10 protein-coding genes are annotated in these 18,094 nt (G+C 41.7%); 7 read left to right on the forward strand and 3 right to left on the reverse strand.

Going from position 1 to position 18,094, the window contains the following annotated elements:
• Window positions 1-78: 78 nt before the first annotated feature.
• From RDN93_RS04845 to RDN93_RS04855, 3 genes are all read right to left on the reverse strand, one after another.
• Window positions 79-1,242 carry a Xaa-Pro peptidase family protein gene (locus RDN93_RS04845; protein WP_308744444.1) on the reverse strand — a complete coding sequence of 388 codons (1,164 nt, stop codon included), beginning with the start codon at window positions 1,240-1,242 and terminating at the stop codon, window positions 79-81.
• Window positions 1,243-1,421: 179 nt separating this feature from the next.
• The gene (gene gdhA / locus RDN93_RS04850; RefSeq protein ID WP_308744445.1) at window positions 1,422-2,759 is read right to left on the reverse strand and encodes an NADP-specific glutamate dehydrogenase; all 1,338 of its coding nucleotides are present in this window, start codon (window positions 2,757-2,759) and stop codon (window positions 1,422-1,424) included.
• Between the two features lie 216 nt (window positions 2,760-2,975).
• Window positions 2,976-5,087, reverse strand: a complete 2,112-nt coding sequence (locus RDN93_RS04855; RefSeq protein WP_308744446.1) for a prolyl oligopeptidase family serine peptidase — start codon at window positions 5,085-5,087, stop codon at window positions 2,976-2,978.
• A 170-nt stretch (window positions 5,088-5,257) separates the two neighbouring features.
• On the opposite strand from RDN93_RS04855, the gene RDN93_RS04860 reads away from it, so the two are divergent.
• The 7 genes from RDN93_RS04860 to RDN93_RS04890 all read left to right on the forward strand — a co-directional run bounded on the left by RDN93_RS04860 (window position 5,258) and on the right by RDN93_RS04890 (window position 17,648).
• Window positions 5,258-8,233 (forward strand): PEP/pyruvate-binding domain-containing protein, encoded by a 2,976-nt coding sequence (locus tag RDN93_RS04860; RefSeq protein WP_308744447.1) that lies wholly within the window; start codon window positions 5,258-5,260, stop codon window positions 8,231-8,233.
• Window positions 8,234-8,458: 225 nt separating this feature from the next.
• Window positions 8,459-10,912, forward strand: coding sequence for a DUF4493 domain-containing protein (locus tag RDN93_RS04865; protein ID WP_308744448.1), 2,454 nt, complete (start codon window positions 8,459-8,461; stop codon window positions 10,910-10,912).
• 12 nt (window positions 10,913-10,924) lie between these two features.
• Complete coding sequence (locus RDN93_RS04870) at window positions 10,925-12,187, forward strand: DUF4493 domain-containing protein (RefSeq protein WP_308744449.1); 1,263 nt, start codon at window positions 10,925-10,927, stop codon at window positions 12,185-12,187.
• 16 nt (window positions 12,188-12,203) lie between these two features.
• Window positions 12,204-14,435, forward strand: coding sequence for a DUF4493 domain-containing protein (locus RDN93_RS04875; RefSeq protein ID WP_308744450.1), 2,232 nt, complete (start codon window positions 12,204-12,206; stop codon window positions 14,433-14,435).
• 57 nt (window positions 14,436-14,492) lie between these two features.
• Window positions 14,493-15,185 carry a hypothetical protein gene (locus RDN93_RS04880; RefSeq protein ID WP_308744451.1) on the forward strand — a complete coding sequence of 231 codons (693 nt, stop codon included), beginning with the start codon at window positions 14,493-14,495 and terminating at the stop codon, window positions 15,183-15,185.
• Between the two features lie 7 nt (window positions 15,186-15,192).
• Window positions 15,193-16,050, forward strand: a complete 858-nt coding sequence (locus RDN93_RS04885; RefSeq protein WP_374047364.1) for a hypothetical protein — start codon at window positions 15,193-15,195, stop codon at window positions 16,048-16,050.
• A complete protein-coding gene (locus RDN93_RS04890) occupies window positions 16,050-17,648 on the forward strand; it encodes a PCMD domain-containing protein (protein WP_308744453.1) in 1,599 nt (532 codons plus the stop codon). The genes RDN93_RS04885 and RDN93_RS04890 overlap by 1 nt, the downstream gene beginning before the upstream one ends.
• The last annotated feature ends 446 nt before the right edge of the window (window positions 17,649-18,094 follow it).

Consider the following 18,094-nt stretch of genomic DNA (forward strand, 5'->3'; position numbering starts at 1 on the left):
AGTGAAAGCCTCTTTTTATCGAGGCTTTCTCATTGTATATGCTTTTTGCCTTTTATTAGTGTCCTCCTAATGCAGATATCAGCTTAATTCGATAATTTCTTCATTGCAATTAGTCAGTTTTTCGATTCCTTCGTTGGTGACTACCCAAGAGTTTTCTATGCCGACAGGCCCTACGCCCGGCAGAACGATTTTCGGTTCGAGGGCAAACACCATTCCCGGTTCCAGTTCCTGCTTGACACGGGGGGCGAGTACCGGAGCTTCATTGATTTCGAGCCCGATGCCGTGACCGATAAACTTGGCTTGCTGGCCTATACCCATGAATTTGTCTGCAAATCCAGCGGCGGTAACTATTTCGATGGCTGCATCATATAACTTCTCGCAAGAAACACCCGGACGGGCTATGGTGGCAATCTTTTCCTGAATGTCGAGACAGACTTGATGAGCTGCATAAGCTTCTTCAGGTAGCTTTCCGATGGAGAATACACGGCTCATGTCACCCATGTATCCATTGAAGTTGCCGCCCAGGTCTACCATGACGCTTTGTCCTTCTTTCAGCGGGGTTTTGTTGGCTCCACCCGGCAGGGCAGGGTCAAGACCTTGACCGCCTAAGGCAAAGTCATAAGGAGAAGGATAACCGGCATTGTCTCCGGTCAGCACGCTGCCCATGAAGATTTCCATGCTGCGTCCGAATACGCGGAAGATGCCCAAACAACCTTGTAGACGCATCAGGCGTTCAATCTCGATAGAAAACTCGATGTCTGTCATGCCGGGACGATATACGCTTGGTATCAGGTCGTACGCCTTTGCATGGGCGATGCCCGAACGGCGGAACATTTCGATTTCGATAGGAGTCTTTACACTGCGTGCCTGGCGAATCAGTGGGGTTCCGTTCACAACTTCCGCTTCAGGGAACAGGCTTGCCAGACGGCAATATTCCGTGTAGGGAAGTTCGTCGCCTTCCAGCATCAATTTTGCAGGCATCGGCAATCCCTGTTCTTTCAGCAAATCAACAATTTGTTCCGGTTTACGGATAGGGAACGCATGCTCGCCTGTGATATTATTGGGACGTTTGAAAAACAGCAATGCAGGTGAGTGGAGAGGGAGATAAATATAACCGCTGACTACGCAGCCATAAGTATAAATTAAATTTGCATTACAAGTGATTAGCGCGGCATCAATGCCCTGTAACGCCATCAGACTGCGAATCTTATCGCGGCGGAATTTTAATTCGGGTTGTAGCATCTTTATTTATTTGTTACATGAATATTTATTGTAGAACTATTAGTTACCCTATTGATGCCACAAAGATAATTAATTCCATGGAAAATATGGTTAATTTCAAAAAAATAGCGCTGCCCGCGTCCTGTCACAGGAGGCGAGCAGCGCAAACCACAAATACAAATACAACTAAACAAAGTCTTCTAAATAACGCCTTGTCCCATCATTGCGTGAGCTACTTTCATAAATCCGGCAATGTTGGCACCCTTTACATAATTAATGTATCCGTCGGGTTCCGTACCGTACTTCACGCATTGCGTGTGGATGCCGTGCATGATTGCGTGGAGTTTTTCGTCCACTTCGGCGGCACTCCAGCTCAGGTGCATGGCATTTTGGGACATTTCCAGTCCGGAAGTGGCTACACCACCTGCGTTGACTGCTTTACCCGGGGCATACATCGTCTTATGTTCGATGAAAAGGTCGATGGCTTCCGGCGTACAGCCCATGTTGGAAATTTCTCCGACGCAAAGTACGTCATTTTTTATGAGATTTTGAGCATCTTCTCCATTTAATTCGTTCTGGGTCGCGCAAGGGAGTGCAATATCCGCTTTTACTTCCCACGGACGCTTGCCTTCTACAAAGGTTGCGTTCGGATATTTTTCCGCGTAAGGAGCAACGATGTCATTACCCGAAGAACGAAGTTCAAGCATATAATCTATCTTTTCGCCGCTGATGCCGTCCGGGTCGTAGATATATCCGTCCGGGCCTGAGATGGTAATTACCTTGGCACCCAGTTCGGTGGCTTTGGTTGCTGCGCCCCAGGCAACGTTTCCGAATCCGGAGATGGATACTGTCTTGCCTTTGATATCAATGTTTTTTGCCTGCAACATCTGATTGACAAAGTACAGACCACCGAAACCGGTAGCTTCGGGGCGAATCAGGGAACCGCCGAATTCCAATCCTTTTCCTGTGAAAGTGCCTGTAAATTCACGGGTCAACTTCTTGTACATTCCGAACATATAGCCTACTTCACGTCCGCCTACGCCGATGTCACCGGCAGGCACATCCATGTCGGGGCCGAGATGACGCCACAATTCCAGCATGAACGCTTGGCAGAAGCGCATGATTTCGGCATTGCTCTTTCCACGTGGAGAGAAGTCGGAACCGCCTTTGCCGCCACCCATAGGCAGGGTAGTGAGCGCGTTCTTGAATGTCTGTTCGAAACCGAGGAATTTCAGGATGGAAAGGTTCACGGAAGCGTGGAAACGGATACCGCCTTTGTACGGGCCGATAGCGTTGTTGAACTGTACGCGATAACCGAGGTTGGTCTGCACTTCACCGTTATCGTCTACCCACGTCACACGGAAAGTAAAGATACGGTCGGGCTCTACCAGTCTTTCTATGATTTTAGCTTTTTCAAATTCAGGATGTTGATTGTATATATCTTCAATGGAGAGAAGAACTTCTTTTACTGCTTGAAGATACTCAGATTCACCGGGATGCTTTGCCTCTAAAGAGGACATGATTTTTTGGATGTTCATGATACTATATTTTAAAAGGTTAATTCTGATAAAATGTCAACTAACTCACTGCAAATATAGGAAAATTTTTCAAAGTCGCTTGTTTTGAAGCGGATATTTTGATTAATTAATAATAAAATGTCATATTTCTCTGTTGAAAAACACAAAGTCCCGTGACCTGTAATGTAAAATACAGGCTACGGGGCTTCTATGTGTTTGCAAATAGAAAGTCGCGCTTTAGAATTTCGGCTTCATTCCCAGGTTATACATGATAAATCCGTAGATGTCTGCTTGTTCTTCCAGCACTTTCGCCATCGGTTTGCCGGCACCGTGTCCGGCTTTGCTGTCGATGCGGATGAGTGTGGGGTTCGTGCCGTCATTGTCTGCTTGCAGGGTAGCGGCAAACTTGAATGAGTGAGCGGGAACTACACGGTCGTCGTGGTCGGCAGTGGTGACGAGGGTTGCGGGATAGTTAGTGCCCGGTTTGAGGTTGTGCAGCGGAGAGTAGCTTTTGAGGTATTCGAACATCTCTTTGCTGTCTTCGCTTGTCCCGTAGTCGCTTGCCCAGTTCCAGCCGATGGTGAATTTGTGGTAGCGGAGCATATCCATTACACCTACTTGCGGGATGGCAACGCGGAACAGGTCGGGGCGTTGCGTCATGCAGGCACCTACCAGCAGACCGCCGTTGGAACCGCCTACGATTGCTATCTTGTCCTTGTCGGTATATTTCTGGTCGATAAGGTATTCGGCGGCAGAGATGAAGTCGTCGAATACGTTCTGTTTTTGCATTTTGGTTCCCGCTACGTGCCAGTCTTCGCCATATTCGCTGCCACCGCGAAGGTTGACTTGGGCGTAGATTCCGCCATTTTCGAGGAACGGGATGCGGATGGCGCTGAAACTTGGGTTGAGGCTGATGCCGAAGCCACCGTAGCCGTAGAGGAATACGGGATTCTTGCCGTCTTTCTTCAGGTTTTTCTTATAGGTAAGGAACATCGGGATTTTCACACCGTCCTTGCTGGGATAGAACACTTGTTCGGTCACGAAGTCGTCCGAGTTGAACTGTACTTTCGGGGCGCGGTATAGTTCGTAGGTGTTGCTGTCCATATCATATTTATAGGTAGCGCCGGGAATGGTGAAAGAAGTGAATCCGAAGAAACATTCCTTGTCATCCTTGTTACCGCTGAAACCTACAGAGCCGAGTGACGGTAATTCGATTTCCTGCAATTGCTTGCCGTCGAGACTGTAAACGTAGGCATGGTTGGAAGCGTCTTTATCGTAGGTAAGGAACAGTTTGCCGCCAATCACTTCTGCATTGGAAAGGACAGCTTCCGATTCGGGGACGAGTTCTTTCCAGTCTTCCAATTTGGGACGGTTGATGTCGGCTACCATGATTCTGTTTTTCGGTGCGCCATAGTTAGTGTAGATATAAATCTGGTCACCGATTACTTCAATCGGGTAGTATTGGTAGTCGAGGTCGGTAGTCAGTTGGATGAAAGGGGAGTTCGGTTTTTTCAGGTCGCGGATGAACAGATTGTTTCCTCTTCCGGCACCGGATTCTGTCAGGAAGAGGATGCGTTCGTCTTCACTGGTGCTAGAAGTGTAGAAGCGTTTCGGATAAGCCGGATTCTGATAAACCAGTTTGTCTTTCGATTGCGGTTCACCTATTTTATGGTAATAGATTTTATGATTTTCGTTCACGTTGGAGAACTCTTTTCCTTTGCTTGGAGCATCGTAAGCGCTGTAATAGAAGCCGTCTCCCTGCCAGGCGGCACCGGTGAATTTAGCCCATTCGATGTGGTCTTCCAGCAGTTTGCCGCTTTCGGTGTCCATTACATAAATTTCAGACCAGTCCGAGCCGCTGCGCGAAATGCTGTAAGCGGCGTATTTGCCGTCGTTGGAGAAGTAAAGGCCTGTGAGGGCTACTGTGCCGTCTTCCGACAGTTTGTTCGGGTCGAGGAATACGCGGGGTTCACCGTCCAGAGAATCTTGTACGTAGAATACGCTCTGGTTCTGCAAACCGTCGTTCTTGCTGAAGTAATATTTTCCATGTTTTTTGATTGGGGCGCTGATTTTCTCATAGTCGGCCAGTTCCGTCAATCGTTTCAAGAGGTTTTCCCGGAAAGGGATTTGGCTCAGGTACTCGTTCGTCACTTTGTTCTGTGCTTCTACCCAGGCGGTAGTAGCTGCACTGGTGTCGTTTTCCAACCATCTGTAAGGGTCGGGTACTTGCGTGCCAAAATACACGTCTATTGTGTCTACCTTTGCCGTCTCGGGGTAGACTAGCTTTTTCTGCTGGGGAGCGCATGACATCACCATGATTCCACTCATTAATAAAGTTACTTTTTTCATGTGAATAAAAAGTCTTTTTGAATAAACTTAAAGTTACAAATCTACAAAATAATAAGAGATAAACAAGTAAACTTTATAAAGAAGATGGTGGAAAATGAGATTTAAAGAATTAACTTTGCAAAATGTGATTTTGAAGAATGACGACTTGAATAAGAAAGGAGAATTATTTTATGCTCAGTAAATATAAATTAAACCAGCTTTACTTCAAAGATACGCAATTCGCTAATTTAATGACCCGGCGAATTTTTAACGTGTTGTTAATAGCCAACCCTTATGATGCTTTCATGCTCGAAGATGACGGACGCATCGATGAGAAGATTTTCAATGAATATACTTCATTATCTCTGCGTTATCCGCCCCGGTTCTCGCAGGTGTCTACGGAAGAGGAAGCGTTGGCGCAGTTGGAAAGTATGTCATTCGACCTGGTGATTTGTATGCCGGGCACGGGAGATAACGACAGTTTTGACATCGGTCGGCATATCAAGGAGAAATATGAGCATATTCCTATCGTTATCCTGACTCCTTTTAGTCATGGTATCACGAAACGAATCATCAACGAGGATTTGAGCGCGTTCGAATATGTGTTCTGCTGGTTGGGCAATACCGACTTGTTGGTGTCCATCATTAAGTTGATGGAAGATAAAATGAATCTGGAGCATGACGTACAGGAAGTGGGTGTGCAGTTGATTCTGTTGGTAGAGGATGGTATCCGTTTCTATTCTTCCATTCTTCCGAACCTGTATAAGTTCGTTTTGAAGCAAAGCCAGGAATTTTCTACGGAAGCTCTGAATGCGCACCAGCGTACGCTTCGTATGCGCGGGCGTCCTAAAATCGTGTTGGCGCGTACGTATCAGGAAGCGATGGAGATTTATCACAAATATCAGAATAATATATTAGGTGTAATTACCGACGTGCGTTTCCCGAAAGTGGAACGGGGAGAGAAAGACGGTCTGGCAGGTATCAAGTTATGTGCCGAGATACGGAAGAACGACCCGTTTGTACCTTTGATTATCCAGTCTTCCGAATCGGAAAACTCTTCTTATGCAGCGAAATACGGTGCGAGTTTTATTGATAAGAACTCGAAGAAGATGGACGTTGATTTGCGCCGCATTGTTTCCGACAATTTCGGTTTCGGTGATTTTGTTTTCCGCAATCCCGAGACGGGTGAGGAGATAGCGCACGTACGTAATCTGAAAGAGTTGCAGAATATCCTGTTTGCCGTGCCTGCCGAATCTTTCCTGTATCATATTAGCCGTAATCACGTGTCCCGCTGGCTTTATTCGCGGGCTATGTTTCCTGTGGCGGAGTTCTTGAAGCCTATCACCTGGAGCAGTCTTCAGGATGTGGATGCTCATCGTCGCATTATCTTCGAAGCTATCGTGAAATACCGCAAAATGAAGAATCAAGGGGTCGTGGCGGTCTTCAAACGCGACCGTTTCGACCGTTATTCCAATTTTGCCCGTATCGGTGACGGTTCATTAGGTGGAAAAGGGCGCGGACTGGCTTTTATCGACAATATGGTGAAGCGTCATCCTGAGTTTGACGAGTTTGAAAATGCGCGGGTTGCCATTCCCAAGACGGTGGTGCTCTGTACCGACGTATTCGATGAATTTATGGATACTAATAATTTGTATCAGATTGCCCTTTCGGATGCAGACGATGATGTGATTCTGAGATATTTCCTGAAAGCAAAATTGCCGGACAGACTGGTAGAGGATTTCTTCACTTTCTTCGATGTAGTGAAGTCTCCGATTGCCATCCGTTCTTCTTCTTTATTAGAGGACTCTCATTATCAACCGTTTGCCGGAATCTACAATACATATATGATTCCTTATCTGGACGACCGTTATGAGATGTTGCGTATGCTTTCCGATGCTATCAAAGGAGTGTATGCTTCGGTATATTTCCGCGACAGCAAAGCGTATATGCAGGCTACTTCGAATGTTATCGACCAGGAGAAAATGGCTGTAATCTTGCAGGAAGTGGTGGGCAATCAGTATGGCGACCGCTATTATCCTTCCATGTCCGGTGTAGCCCGTTCATTGAATTATTATCCGTTAGGCGATGAAAAGGCGGAAGAAGGAACGGTAAACCTGGCTTTAGGATTAGGAAAGTATATTGTGGACGGTGGCATGACTCTCCGTTTCTCTCCTTATCATCCGAATCAGGTGTTACAAACCAGCGAAATGGAAATAGCCCTGAAAGAAACACAAACCCGTTTCTATGCTTTGGACTTGAAGAACGCAGGGCATGATTTTTCTATCGACGACGGCTTCAACCTCTTGAAACTTCATGTGAAAGAGGCGGAAAATGACGGCGCTTTGCGCTACATCGCTTCTACATATGACCCGTATGACCAAATTATCAGGGATGGCTTGTATCCGGGCGGCCGTAAAGTGATTACGTTTGCTAATATCCTTCAACATGATGTTTTCCCGTTGGCACGTATTCTTCAATTAGTGTTGAAATATGGTGAGCAGGAAATGCGTCGTCCCGTTGAGATAGAGTTTGCGGCTACGCTGAGCCGTGAGCAAGATAAAACGGGTACTTTCTATCTCTTGCAAATCCGACCTATCGTAGATAGTAAAGAGATGTTGGATGAAGATTTGAACGAGATACCGGATGAGGATGTAGTGCTTCGTTCGTATAACTCATTGGGACATGGCGTTATGAATGACATTTGTGATGTTGTCTATGTCAAGACCGACGGTTACAGTGCTTCGAATAATCAGGCTATTGCCTGGGAGATAGAGAAGATAAACCAGCAATTCCTGGACGCAGGCAAGAATTATGTCCTTGTCGGGCCGGGACGTTGGGGAAGCAGTGACACATGGTTGGGTATCCCGGTGAAGTGGCCGCATATCTCCGCCGCCCGTGTAATCGTAGAAGCCGGATTGACCAACTATCGCGTAGACCCCAGTCAGGGCACGCACTTCTTCCAGAACTTGACTTCTTTTGGAGTAGGCTATTTCACCATCAATGCCTTTATGAACGATGGGGTTTATAATCAGGAATTTCTCAACGCGCAGCCGGCAGTGGAAGAAACAAAATACCTTCGTCACGTCCGTTTTGAAAAACCGATGATTGTCAAGATGGACGGGAAGAAAAAGCTCGGAGTCGTCCTGATACCGGGTATCGACAAATAAGTTCTGTTAACACTCTCAACTTGAATAAGGAAAGTTCTGTTTTTCATATGAAAGACAGAACTTTTGTGTTTTACCTCTTTAAAATAGTCATTTTTTTAGATACGTAAACTTATTTGTGTCCCTTTTTTCATATTGGGGAATAAAACTTTCTTTGGATACTTTATTATAAAGAAGTAAAACTGTACTTTTGCGTTCAGTTTTATACATTTTAGAGATTCTAGAGAGATGAGTAACAGACAACTAGTAAAACTAGCTTTTTGTATATGTCTTTTGCCTCTGTTTTTTTCTTGTTCTTCAGAACGTGACGAAGGTAGTGAAGGAAGTGGGACATTACATGTACAGGTTAATGCAAATCCCGAGGTGGTAGTGGGAACCAATACTCGGGTGGGTGACGGAACAGAACAGGGAGTTCCTGATGTAAATGATTTCTCTTTTTCCATATTTAAAGGAGAAACTCTTCGTGGGAAATGGGCTACTTTGGCAGATTTTCGGTCTGATGATGAGCTTACACTTCGTCCGGGAAATTATACAGCAGTTGCTTCGTATAGTGATGTCGAAAATGAAGGATTCGAATTACCATATTTTGAAGGTAATCAATCGTTTACTATATCGAAAGGAAAAACGACTAATGTGAAAGTGACTTGCTATTTAGCGAATGCAAAACTAAAGATTGCTTATACGGATGCTTTTAAAGAATTCTTTTCTTCTTACTCTTCCGAGGTTACTTCTTCTTTAAATAATATAGTTAAGTATGAAAAATTAGAAGAACGTTATGGATATTTTAAACCAGGAGAGCTGCAAGTCCGTACAACATTTCGCAAAAAGCAAGGTAGCAGTCAGGAAGTGACTGTGCAAGCAAAAACTTTTTTTGCAGAAGCCCGTCATGCTTATATTTTGACGCTTGATGTGGATGCAGGTTCATCAATGGTAAATATATCGTTCAGTGACGATATTCCAAATCAGGAACCAATAACAATTGATGTTTCTGACGAAGCGTTAAGTGCTCCGGCTCCTTATCTGAAAGCGAATGGATTTGGGACAGAAGCATTGTCTGTTGTTGAAGGTAAAAGTGCAGAATCATCACAGATTTACGCATATTTGAATGCGGCTGGTGGGATTGCCCATTGTAATTTGACAACTCACTCCAATACTTTGATTGAGCAAGGATGGCCGGAGTCGGTGGACTTGGCTAATGTGCCTGCCGAGATTTTAGAAAAAATGCAAGGGTTAGGATTGAAAATCGTAGGTCTAAGTGACAAGAAGGATAAGATAGCGATGATTGATTTTACAAATGTTATCCCTTTCTTGGAATATAAAGAAGGGGACGCAGAACATCTTTTCACTTTAAATGCGGTTGATATACTTTCAAAAACCAATGAAGAACCGTTGACTCTCAAAGTGAATAGTCTGGATAATAAGTTTGCAATTACTACTGGACCTACAATTGCTTATGGTACGACCAAAGTGAATGTGAATATGACGCTTGATGGAGATCCATTAAAAGTTAATTATTGGTTGAAGGTAGGTGATAGCAAGCAAGCTATTACTCCAAAGAAAATAAACTCTGATAAGGAACAACATCAACTGACTTTTGTTTTGCCTGAGTCACAGACTTCCGTAATGCAAATAGAAGCTAACTACCTTCGTCGGATGAAGTCGGTAGAAAGTACTGTTGAATCTCCATTATATACACTTAGTTTGGCTTATCCTGGTGATGTTTGGAATAATAAAGCAACGCTACAGGTAGATAAGGTGGTGGAAACAGGCTGGGATTTTCAATATTCTAAAAAAGGAAATTGGAGTGCTGCGGATTATTCGTTATCGGGAACAGAAATATATTTGAAAAGCCTTCCATCGAACGAAAAATTGATTTGTCGATTTGTAAATAGAGATAAAGAAGGTGATATTGTTGGAACTTCTAATCTTTTGACGATTCATACGGAAAAAGAAATGCAGCTTCCTAATGCCAATATGGAAGAGTGGTCTTATGAAACCGGAACAAATGACTGGTGGCGTAAATGGTTCCCATGGAATAGTGAAAGCTCTAAGGGCTGGAATACTATTAATGAGAAAACTACTGCTGATGGTGGTGGAGGTATTGCCAGTGCTTATGCTTATATCGCAAATTCCGGTACGATTCAGACTGCTGATTGTTATGAAGGAGATTATGCAGCATTAATACGAACTATAGGTTGGGGTAAAGGAACTACAGCTCCAGGTCCTTTTTGGGATGGAAGCATGAAAAGAGTGGATCCTGGTTATCTTTATTTAGGAGAATATTCAGAAAGTCCGGAGAGTACCTACATTCCTTATGCTTTTGTTTCTCGTCCTGCGGCTTTATCTTTCTATTATAAGTATACTCCTGCGTCGGGTAAACAACAAAGTAATGATAATTTTGAAATTCGAGTGATTGTTGAACATAGAGAGGGAGATAATAAAATAGTATTAGCGGATGAATATCTTAAAGAAGGGGGGATTGTTGCTGAATATACCCCAAAGAAAATTCAGTTAAACTATGTTGATGTTCATCATCAGGCTACCCATTTGTATATATTATTCAAATCAGGAACTGTAACAGAATACAAATATTTCAAGGTACCTTCAAGAATGAATTTAAGTGATGGTGAATATATTGGAAGTCAGTTGTATATTGACAATATAAAGTTAGAATATAATTAAAAAAAATGTGCTATGAATAAAATAGTATCTATAATAATCGTTTTAATCTTGAGTATGCATATACTTACTTCATGTGATCGCGAAAACATGGATTTTGGAAAAGAGTCCAATGATTATGGACAAGTGAATTTGGCTTCTATGGGACTGTCGGTAAATGTAAATGCTACTCCAGTATCTCGTGCTGAAACAGTAGATCCCAGTAATTATATAGTAGGCATCTATAATGCAGAAGATGAAACTTTGGTTTCGGAATGGAAATATAGTGAGCTTCCTGAGATTTTTCAGTTAAAGGTGGGAAAATATAAAGTGATAGCTCATGCTCCTAATGTTGATACAGCTTTATTTGATGAACCCTATTGTGAAGGATCGAAGAATTTTGAGATTCAGAAAGATCAGATTACTAATCTTGAAACGGTTAACTGTACATTGAATTGTATCATGGTGACTATCCAATATGATGAGAATTTCAGGAAATTGTTGGGGGATGAGGCTAATATTAAAGTTACTGTTAATAATAAATACTCTCTTAATTTTGAAAAAGATGAAACTCGTGCCGGTTATTTTCCTGCGGAAGCGAGTGGTAATGTAATTGATGCGAACTTTATAGGTGAGCTTGATGATGAACTAGATGTGCCAATTAATAAATCCTTTCCTAATATAAATATTGGCTCTCAGTTGATTATTACTTATACATTGCGGGATGCTAATGGTGATCCGGGCACAGGAGGAGTTGTCAATCCGTCCGTTGAGTATGATGTTACCTGTGATATTGTAGAGTTGGATGGTTCTGTTCATCCCGGAAAGGAAGAGGGAATAGACGACTTTCCATCAGGAGGAGATAAGGAAGGTACTGACCCTACTGTGACAAGTGGTAATAAGAATTTTGATTTGAATACTCCAATTGATGCAAATGACTATAATGAAGAGGTTGATGGTCCTGTTGTTGTGAATTTGTTGGCTTCCAGAGGAATAAAGAATGTGATTGTGGAGATTACAAGTACTGATAGCGATTTTGTGGCGGCTGTAGTAGAGTTGTTTGGTGCTACATCCTTTGATTTGGCAAACCCGCCGGCAGATGAGGATCATAAAAATAACTTGATTTCATTAGGTTTCCCGGTTGGAGATGAAGTGAAAACAACAGAGACGGTACCTTTTAATATTACAAAATTTGTTCCACTGTTGCAGGTATATCATGGCATGCATCAGTTTAAGATTACGGTGAAAGATGTAACAAATGCATCTGCTACAGCTACTTTGACGTTGAATACCAAGTAAAATGAAGTAAAGGAGTATGATGAAAAAGATAAATAAATATATCATTTTATCCCTACTGGCTTTAACTGGTTGTCAGAGTGATGAAAATATAGGCTATGGCGGAGAAGGTACGCTTCGTTTGGAGGTACAGATGAAAAATGACTTGCAGGTGGTTGTTACTCGTTCTCTGACTGTTGATGAAGAAAATGCTTTGGCAAAAGATTGTAAAATTCGAATTTATGATACGGATAAGTTGATTCGTAAATACTTGGGCACGGCAGAACTTCCGGAAGAAGGAATAACATTGCCTTCCGGTGAATACCGGGTACGGGTGACTGCCGGAGATTCTGTGGCTGCATCGTTTACCAAAAAGTTCTATGAGGGAGTTAAACCTTTCACTGTCGAAAGAGCAAAAGTAACCCCGGTAGATGTAATATGCAATATTGCGAACACAGTAACAAAAGTTGCTTTTGGTGAATCTTTGAAAACTGTTTTTAAAGAAGAATATGCTGTGTCAATAGCCGTAAAGGCAGAAAATGGAATATTGGATTTTAATGCGGATAATTTGGAAGCAATGGGATATTTTTCTCTTCCAGCCGATTGCGATACTTTGTTTTGTACATTTTCGGCAACTGATATTGCAGGACGTCCGTATACACAGATTGATACTATTCCACAAGCAAAAGCAGCCACTCTTTATCAGTTGACTTATGAATATAAGGATATTGAGGTGGGAAATCCTGATACCGGAGGAGCTATTTTACATTTACAAGTGGATGCCACTCCGTTGGAAATCATTGAAGAAGAGGTTATGTATTACCGTCGCCCGGTATTTACTGCTAAATATGGAGATGAAACTTTAAATCTGGATGCCACAAGTTATGTTGCTACTGAAAGTGGTTCGGATGTTACTATAAATATTACTGGCTCTTCTGCTTTGCAACAGGTACTTCTTTCATCTGAACAGTTTCCTGAATTTTTGGCAACAAGTGAAAACTCTTTTGACTTGAAAAATCTGACAGAGGAACAAAAAACTCAGTTGACAGCAGGTGGAATACTGATTGATGAAAAAGCAGAATCCAAAGGATATGCATTGAATCTGACTCTGTCTGCTGATTTGATTCGAAAATATACGGTTAATGAAGGGTTTTATGCAATTAGTTTAACTGCGACAGACGCAAATAATAAGATGCGTACAGCAAACTGGAAGATGGTAGTTTCAAATGCTACCGTACAAACAGAGCCTGTTCCGGTCTATGAAGTGTGGGCAACAAAAGCAACTTTGTATGGTAGTGTTCTTCCCGGTCGTGAGCCACAAGGTATATTGGCCTTCCGCTATCGTAAGGCGGATGAACAAGACTGGAAAATAGTAGATGCCGTTCGTGACGGACAGAGCGTTCAGAGTGTGTCTGCTGTGACAGGATTACTTTCTGACACGAAGTATGAATATCAATTAATGGATGGTGATGTACTATCTACAGTTGTCTGTACGTTCACTACGGAAAAAGCATTGCAATTGGGAAATAGTAGTTTTGAATATTGGTCGGGAAGTGTTCCTACCTATATTGCGCCTTCATCTGCCGAAAGTGATATTTTTTGGGATTCAGGAAATCATGGTTCCAAATCTGCGAGTGTCGATATTACGGTTGCCGATGCTTCTATTAGACATAGTGGAAAATATTCTGCCAAGTTAACCTCAACAGATGCCAAAGTTTTGGGGATCGGACAGTTTGCAGCAGGTAATCTATTTGCTGGCAGATATTTGAAAACAATAATGGATGGATTGAAAGGAAATGGTGTCTTAGGTTGGGGGCGTCCTTTTACTGCTCGTCCGTCAGCTTTACGTGTCTATGTTAAGTATCGTCCTAAAGCGGTAACTAACCCATTGCCTGAGCAAGGATTGATTTCAGGGGAGCCAGATCAGGGAATCATTTATGTGGCTATAGGTGATTGGTCTGGAACGGGTGGTGAATATATTCCAGGATATGAATGGGCTGTCGTTGCGCAGACAGATTTTAATCATCCGGAAAATACACGTACTTTTGATCCGAATGATGAGAATATAATAGCCTATGGTGAGCGTATCTTTACGGAGGATATTGGCGAAGACGCTGAAATGGCAGAGATTGTCATTCCTCTGAATTATCGTGATAACACTCGTTTGCCCAAATATATTGTGATGGTTGCTTCATCTAGTCGTTATGGAGATTATTTTGCCGGGGCCGTGGGAAGCATTATGTGGATAGATGATGTAGAACTTGTATATTAACTGTTGATTATCAAATAAATATTGCACGTGAAAAAGTTTTTAATATATATCTTGTTAATGGTGGGGATGACTGCCCAGGCACAAGAGTTTAAACGTAATATAGAGGCTCGTACTTTTGTTCCGAAAGGACAATGGATTGTGGGTAGTTCGGTTTCTTATTCCGAACACAACGAGCAGAACTACCAATTCCTGGTAATTGACGGTTTTAATTCGGATGGATATACCTTTAAGGTGAGCCCGATGTTTTGTTATGCATTTAAAGATAATGTGGCTGCCGGAGGGCGTTTCTCTTATGGGCGTACATTAACAAAATTAGATGGTGTGACTTTGAATCTTGACGAGGATACTAAATTTGATGTGAATGATATGTATCAATTGAAGCATACATATGGTGCTATTGGGATTCTTCGAAATTATATCAACTTAGGAACAAGCAGGCGTTTTGCTCTTTTTGCAGAAACGAGGTTGGAAGTCGGTGGAAGTCAGTCCAAGATCGTTACGAAGGATAATACTTCGCTGACTGGAACTTACTCAAAGACTACAGATTTTGGTTTGGGAGTTGCTCCTGGTATTGTTGCATTTATAAACAATTTTACAGCAGTCGAGGTTAGTATTGGAGTACTTGGACTAGATTTTAGTAAGGTAAAACAGACTACAGATCAAGTATATATCGGAGAGCGTTCGTCAAGTTCGGCAAACTTTAAAATTAACCTATTCTCCATTGGATTAGGTATAGCATTCTATTTATAAGGAAGGAATAATGAGTCGATTAATCTATATATGTGTAATGGTTGTGTTGGCTGGAGTACAGACACTTTCGGCACAACAACGGGATACAATTATAATACGTGATACCATTTATTTGGATAAAGCGGAATTGGAGAGAAAGAAAGATAAAGATATTGTGGAGAACACTAACTTGGTTCGTATAAAACCAATAGGACGTTTTGACCGTGGAATTGTGAGTTACCGGTTTATTCCTAAGAAAAAATGGATCGGTGGTCTGACTTTCTCCTATGTTAATTTTGATAGTGACGACAGTCGTTTGCTGTTCTCCATGCTAAAGGATTTTGATTGTAACTTTAAGACGTTTTCTGTTAAGCCCTTTGTTGGTTATGTAATAAAGGATAATGTTGTGGTTGGAGTAAAGCTCGGATATAATCATACAATTGCTGATTTAGGAAATATATCGCTTAATATTGATGAAGAGTCGGATTTCTCGTTGAGTAATATGAGGTATGCGGAGGATCTTTATTCTTTTGGTTTGTTCCATCGTTCGTATGTCGGGCTTGATAGGGGGAAGTTATTCGGATTATTTAATGAGACGACATTAACATATTTGAATGGGACATCAAGTTTTGCCAGAGGAGAAGGAACGGAATATAAGCGGACGGATACGACGATAAATGAATTGCATTTGGGTATCAATCCGGGAGTTGCTGTTTTTATAACACAGAATGTTTGTGCAGAGCTTTCTTTTGGAGTTGTGGGTTTCAAATATAGGTCGGAGAAACAAAGCAATAATTTGGGAGAAACTGGGAAACGACGGTCTAGCGGTGCTGATTTTAAGATCAATCTGTTTAATATAAATATTGGTTTAATTTTTTGCATGTAATGGTGATGCGTATTATATATAATTTATTTCTTAGCGCAGTATTTGTGTGTTTACTGCAAAGCTGTATCAAAAATGATATAGGATACCCGCAGATTGCATTGTCTATTGTAGAAATGCAAGTGACTGGACAACGAGGGAATGCTGTCATTTCCGAAGATAACCGTACAGTTACACTTAATATAGAAGAGACGCAGGACTTGAAAAAAGTTCAAGTCACTGCCTTTACTGTGACGGAAGGTGCTGAAAGTACGCTTGCGGTGAACGATATTATTGATTTGACGACTCCTTATAAGGTCACATTGTCACTTTATCAAAATTATCAATGGAGTATTCTTGCCAACCGTAATATAGACCGGACTTATAAACTCCAAAATCAGGTTGGGGTATCTGAGATTAATGAGGAACAGCGGTTGGCTGTGGCTTATGTGACAAAAGATACAAAATGGAAAGATCTGCAATTGCTTGAACTGAAGTTGGGACCTGTCGGCTCTACTTATAATGGAAGTACTGAAATTCCTTCTTTAGATTGGACAGTATATTCCAATTACGCCTCTGCTAAAATCTTAGTGAAATATAAAAATTTCTTTGAAGAAGAGTGGGAAGTGCGTGCTTATCGTAAAGATAAAAATGCTGACACGAAGCGGGCAGATGGATGGGTGAATGTAGCATGGTTATATGGTGAAGGTCTTGAAGGAGCGGATAATGGGTTTGAAATCCGTGAGGCTTCTGCTATTGAATGGCAAAAGGTAGATAAATCTTATATAACATTTGATGGGGCGGCATTTATTGCACGTATTCCTCATTTGAAGGCGGAGACAGAATATGTTTGTCGGGCTTATTCTGGAATTGATTATGGTACAGAACTTTCCTTTACAACAGGAAAGGCTGTCGAAATTCCGAATAGTTTGTTCGAAGATTGGAGTAAAGAGGATAAGGGAAATAACAAGATACTTTGGAAACCATGGGCAGAAGGAATGGAGAAAGGTTATTGGGATACGGGTAACAAAGGTGCTACCACTGTTGGTACCAGTAATACGATTCCAGTACTTGATACATGGAATGGTTCGGGTAAGGCTGCACAGTTGAAATCTGTTTATATTGTGTTAAAATTTGCTGCTGGTAACTTGTTTGTCGGAGATTATTTAAGAACAGATGTTACTGATGGAGTTCTTAGTTTTGGTAAGCCATTTACAGAACGACCAACTCGCTTGAAAGGACATATTAAATATACAAGTGTAACTATCGATAAATCAACTTCTGAATTTAGTTATTTGAAAGGTAGACCTGATTCTTGTCATATTTATATCGCTTTAGGTGATTGGGATGAGCCTGTGGAAATTCGAACTAAAAAGAGTGAACGTAAATTGTTCGATAAGAATGATTCGAATATCATTGCTTATGCGGAATTTATTTCAGGGAAAACTATACCTCAATATACGGAGTTGGATTTACCTTTAGTTTACCGTTCTACTAGTCGTGTTCCTAAATATCTGGTGTTAGTATGTACGGCAAGTAAGTATGGTGATTACTTTACAGGGGGAGATGGTAGTACTTTGTGGGTTGATGATTTTAGTTTGGAGTATGATTATGATGATTAATATTTGGGAAGAGATAAATATACGTTTTTCGTTGGTTTAAAAGGAAAAAACAGACCAGATTTTGCTAGGATAAGACTATTTGTTTATAATTCTTAGAGCTTCTATTTTAGTATATATGTTTTTATAACAAAAGGCTGGAATGCAAGTTCTCGAACGAGTGATAAGTTTAACGATAGGCTAGGATGAAATGAGTGAACCGTGCGGAAATGAATAGAAACTAACTCGAATATTTTCTCATCGTGATAAGAACATTTTCTCACGGTGATAGGAATTAATACTCATCCCTATGAGAATATTTTCTCATCGCGATGAGTATTTTTTCTCATAGCAGTGAGAATTGTTTGAGAATATAATAAGGTATATTATGCTATGTATTAACCAAATAACTATTTTACATTTCTCGTTTTACACATCCTAATTCATCGTTCAAAAAGCTCTTAATCTCT

This window comes from uncultured Bacteroides sp., from assembly GCF_902491285.1.
Taxonomy (GTDB): Bacteria; Bacteroidota; Bacteroidia; order Bacteroidales; family Bacteroidaceae; genus Bacteroides.

Bases quoted from the DNA above. Each gene is read 5' to 3' on its own strand.
- RDN93_RS04870 (WP_308744449.1), top strand. From the start codon at position 10,925: ATGAATAAAATAGTATCTATAATAATCGTTTTAATCTTGAGTATGCAT.
- RDN93_RS04845 (WP_308744444.1), bottom strand. From the start codon at position 1,242: ATGCTACAACCCGAATTAAAATTCCGCCGCGATAAGATTCGCAGTCTG.
- RDN93_RS04860 (WP_308744447.1), top strand. From the start codon at position 5,258: ATGCTCAGTAAATATAAATTAAACCAGCTTTACTTCAAAGATACGCAA.
- gdhA (WP_308744445.1), bottom strand. From the start codon at position 2,759: ATGAACATCCAAAAAATCATGTCCTCTTTAGAGGCAAAGCATCCCGGT.
- RDN93_RS04880 (WP_308744451.1), top strand. From the start codon at position 14,493: ATGGTGGGGATGACTGCCCAGGCACAAGAGTTTAAACGTAATATAGAG.
- RDN93_RS04875 (WP_308744450.1), top strand. From the start codon at position 12,204: ATGATGAAAAAGATAAATAAATATATCATTTTATCCCTACTGGCTTTA.
- RDN93_RS04890 (WP_308744453.1), top strand. From the start codon at position 16,050: ATGGTGATGCGTATTATATATAATTTATTTCTTAGCGCAGTATTTGTG.
- RDN93_RS04855 (WP_308744446.1), bottom strand. From the start codon at position 5,087: ATGAAAAAAGTAACTTTATTAATGAGTGGAATCATGGTGATGTCATGC.
- RDN93_RS04865 (WP_308744448.1), top strand. From the start codon at position 8,459: ATGAGTAACAGACAACTAGTAAAACTAGCTTTTTGTATATGTCTTTTG.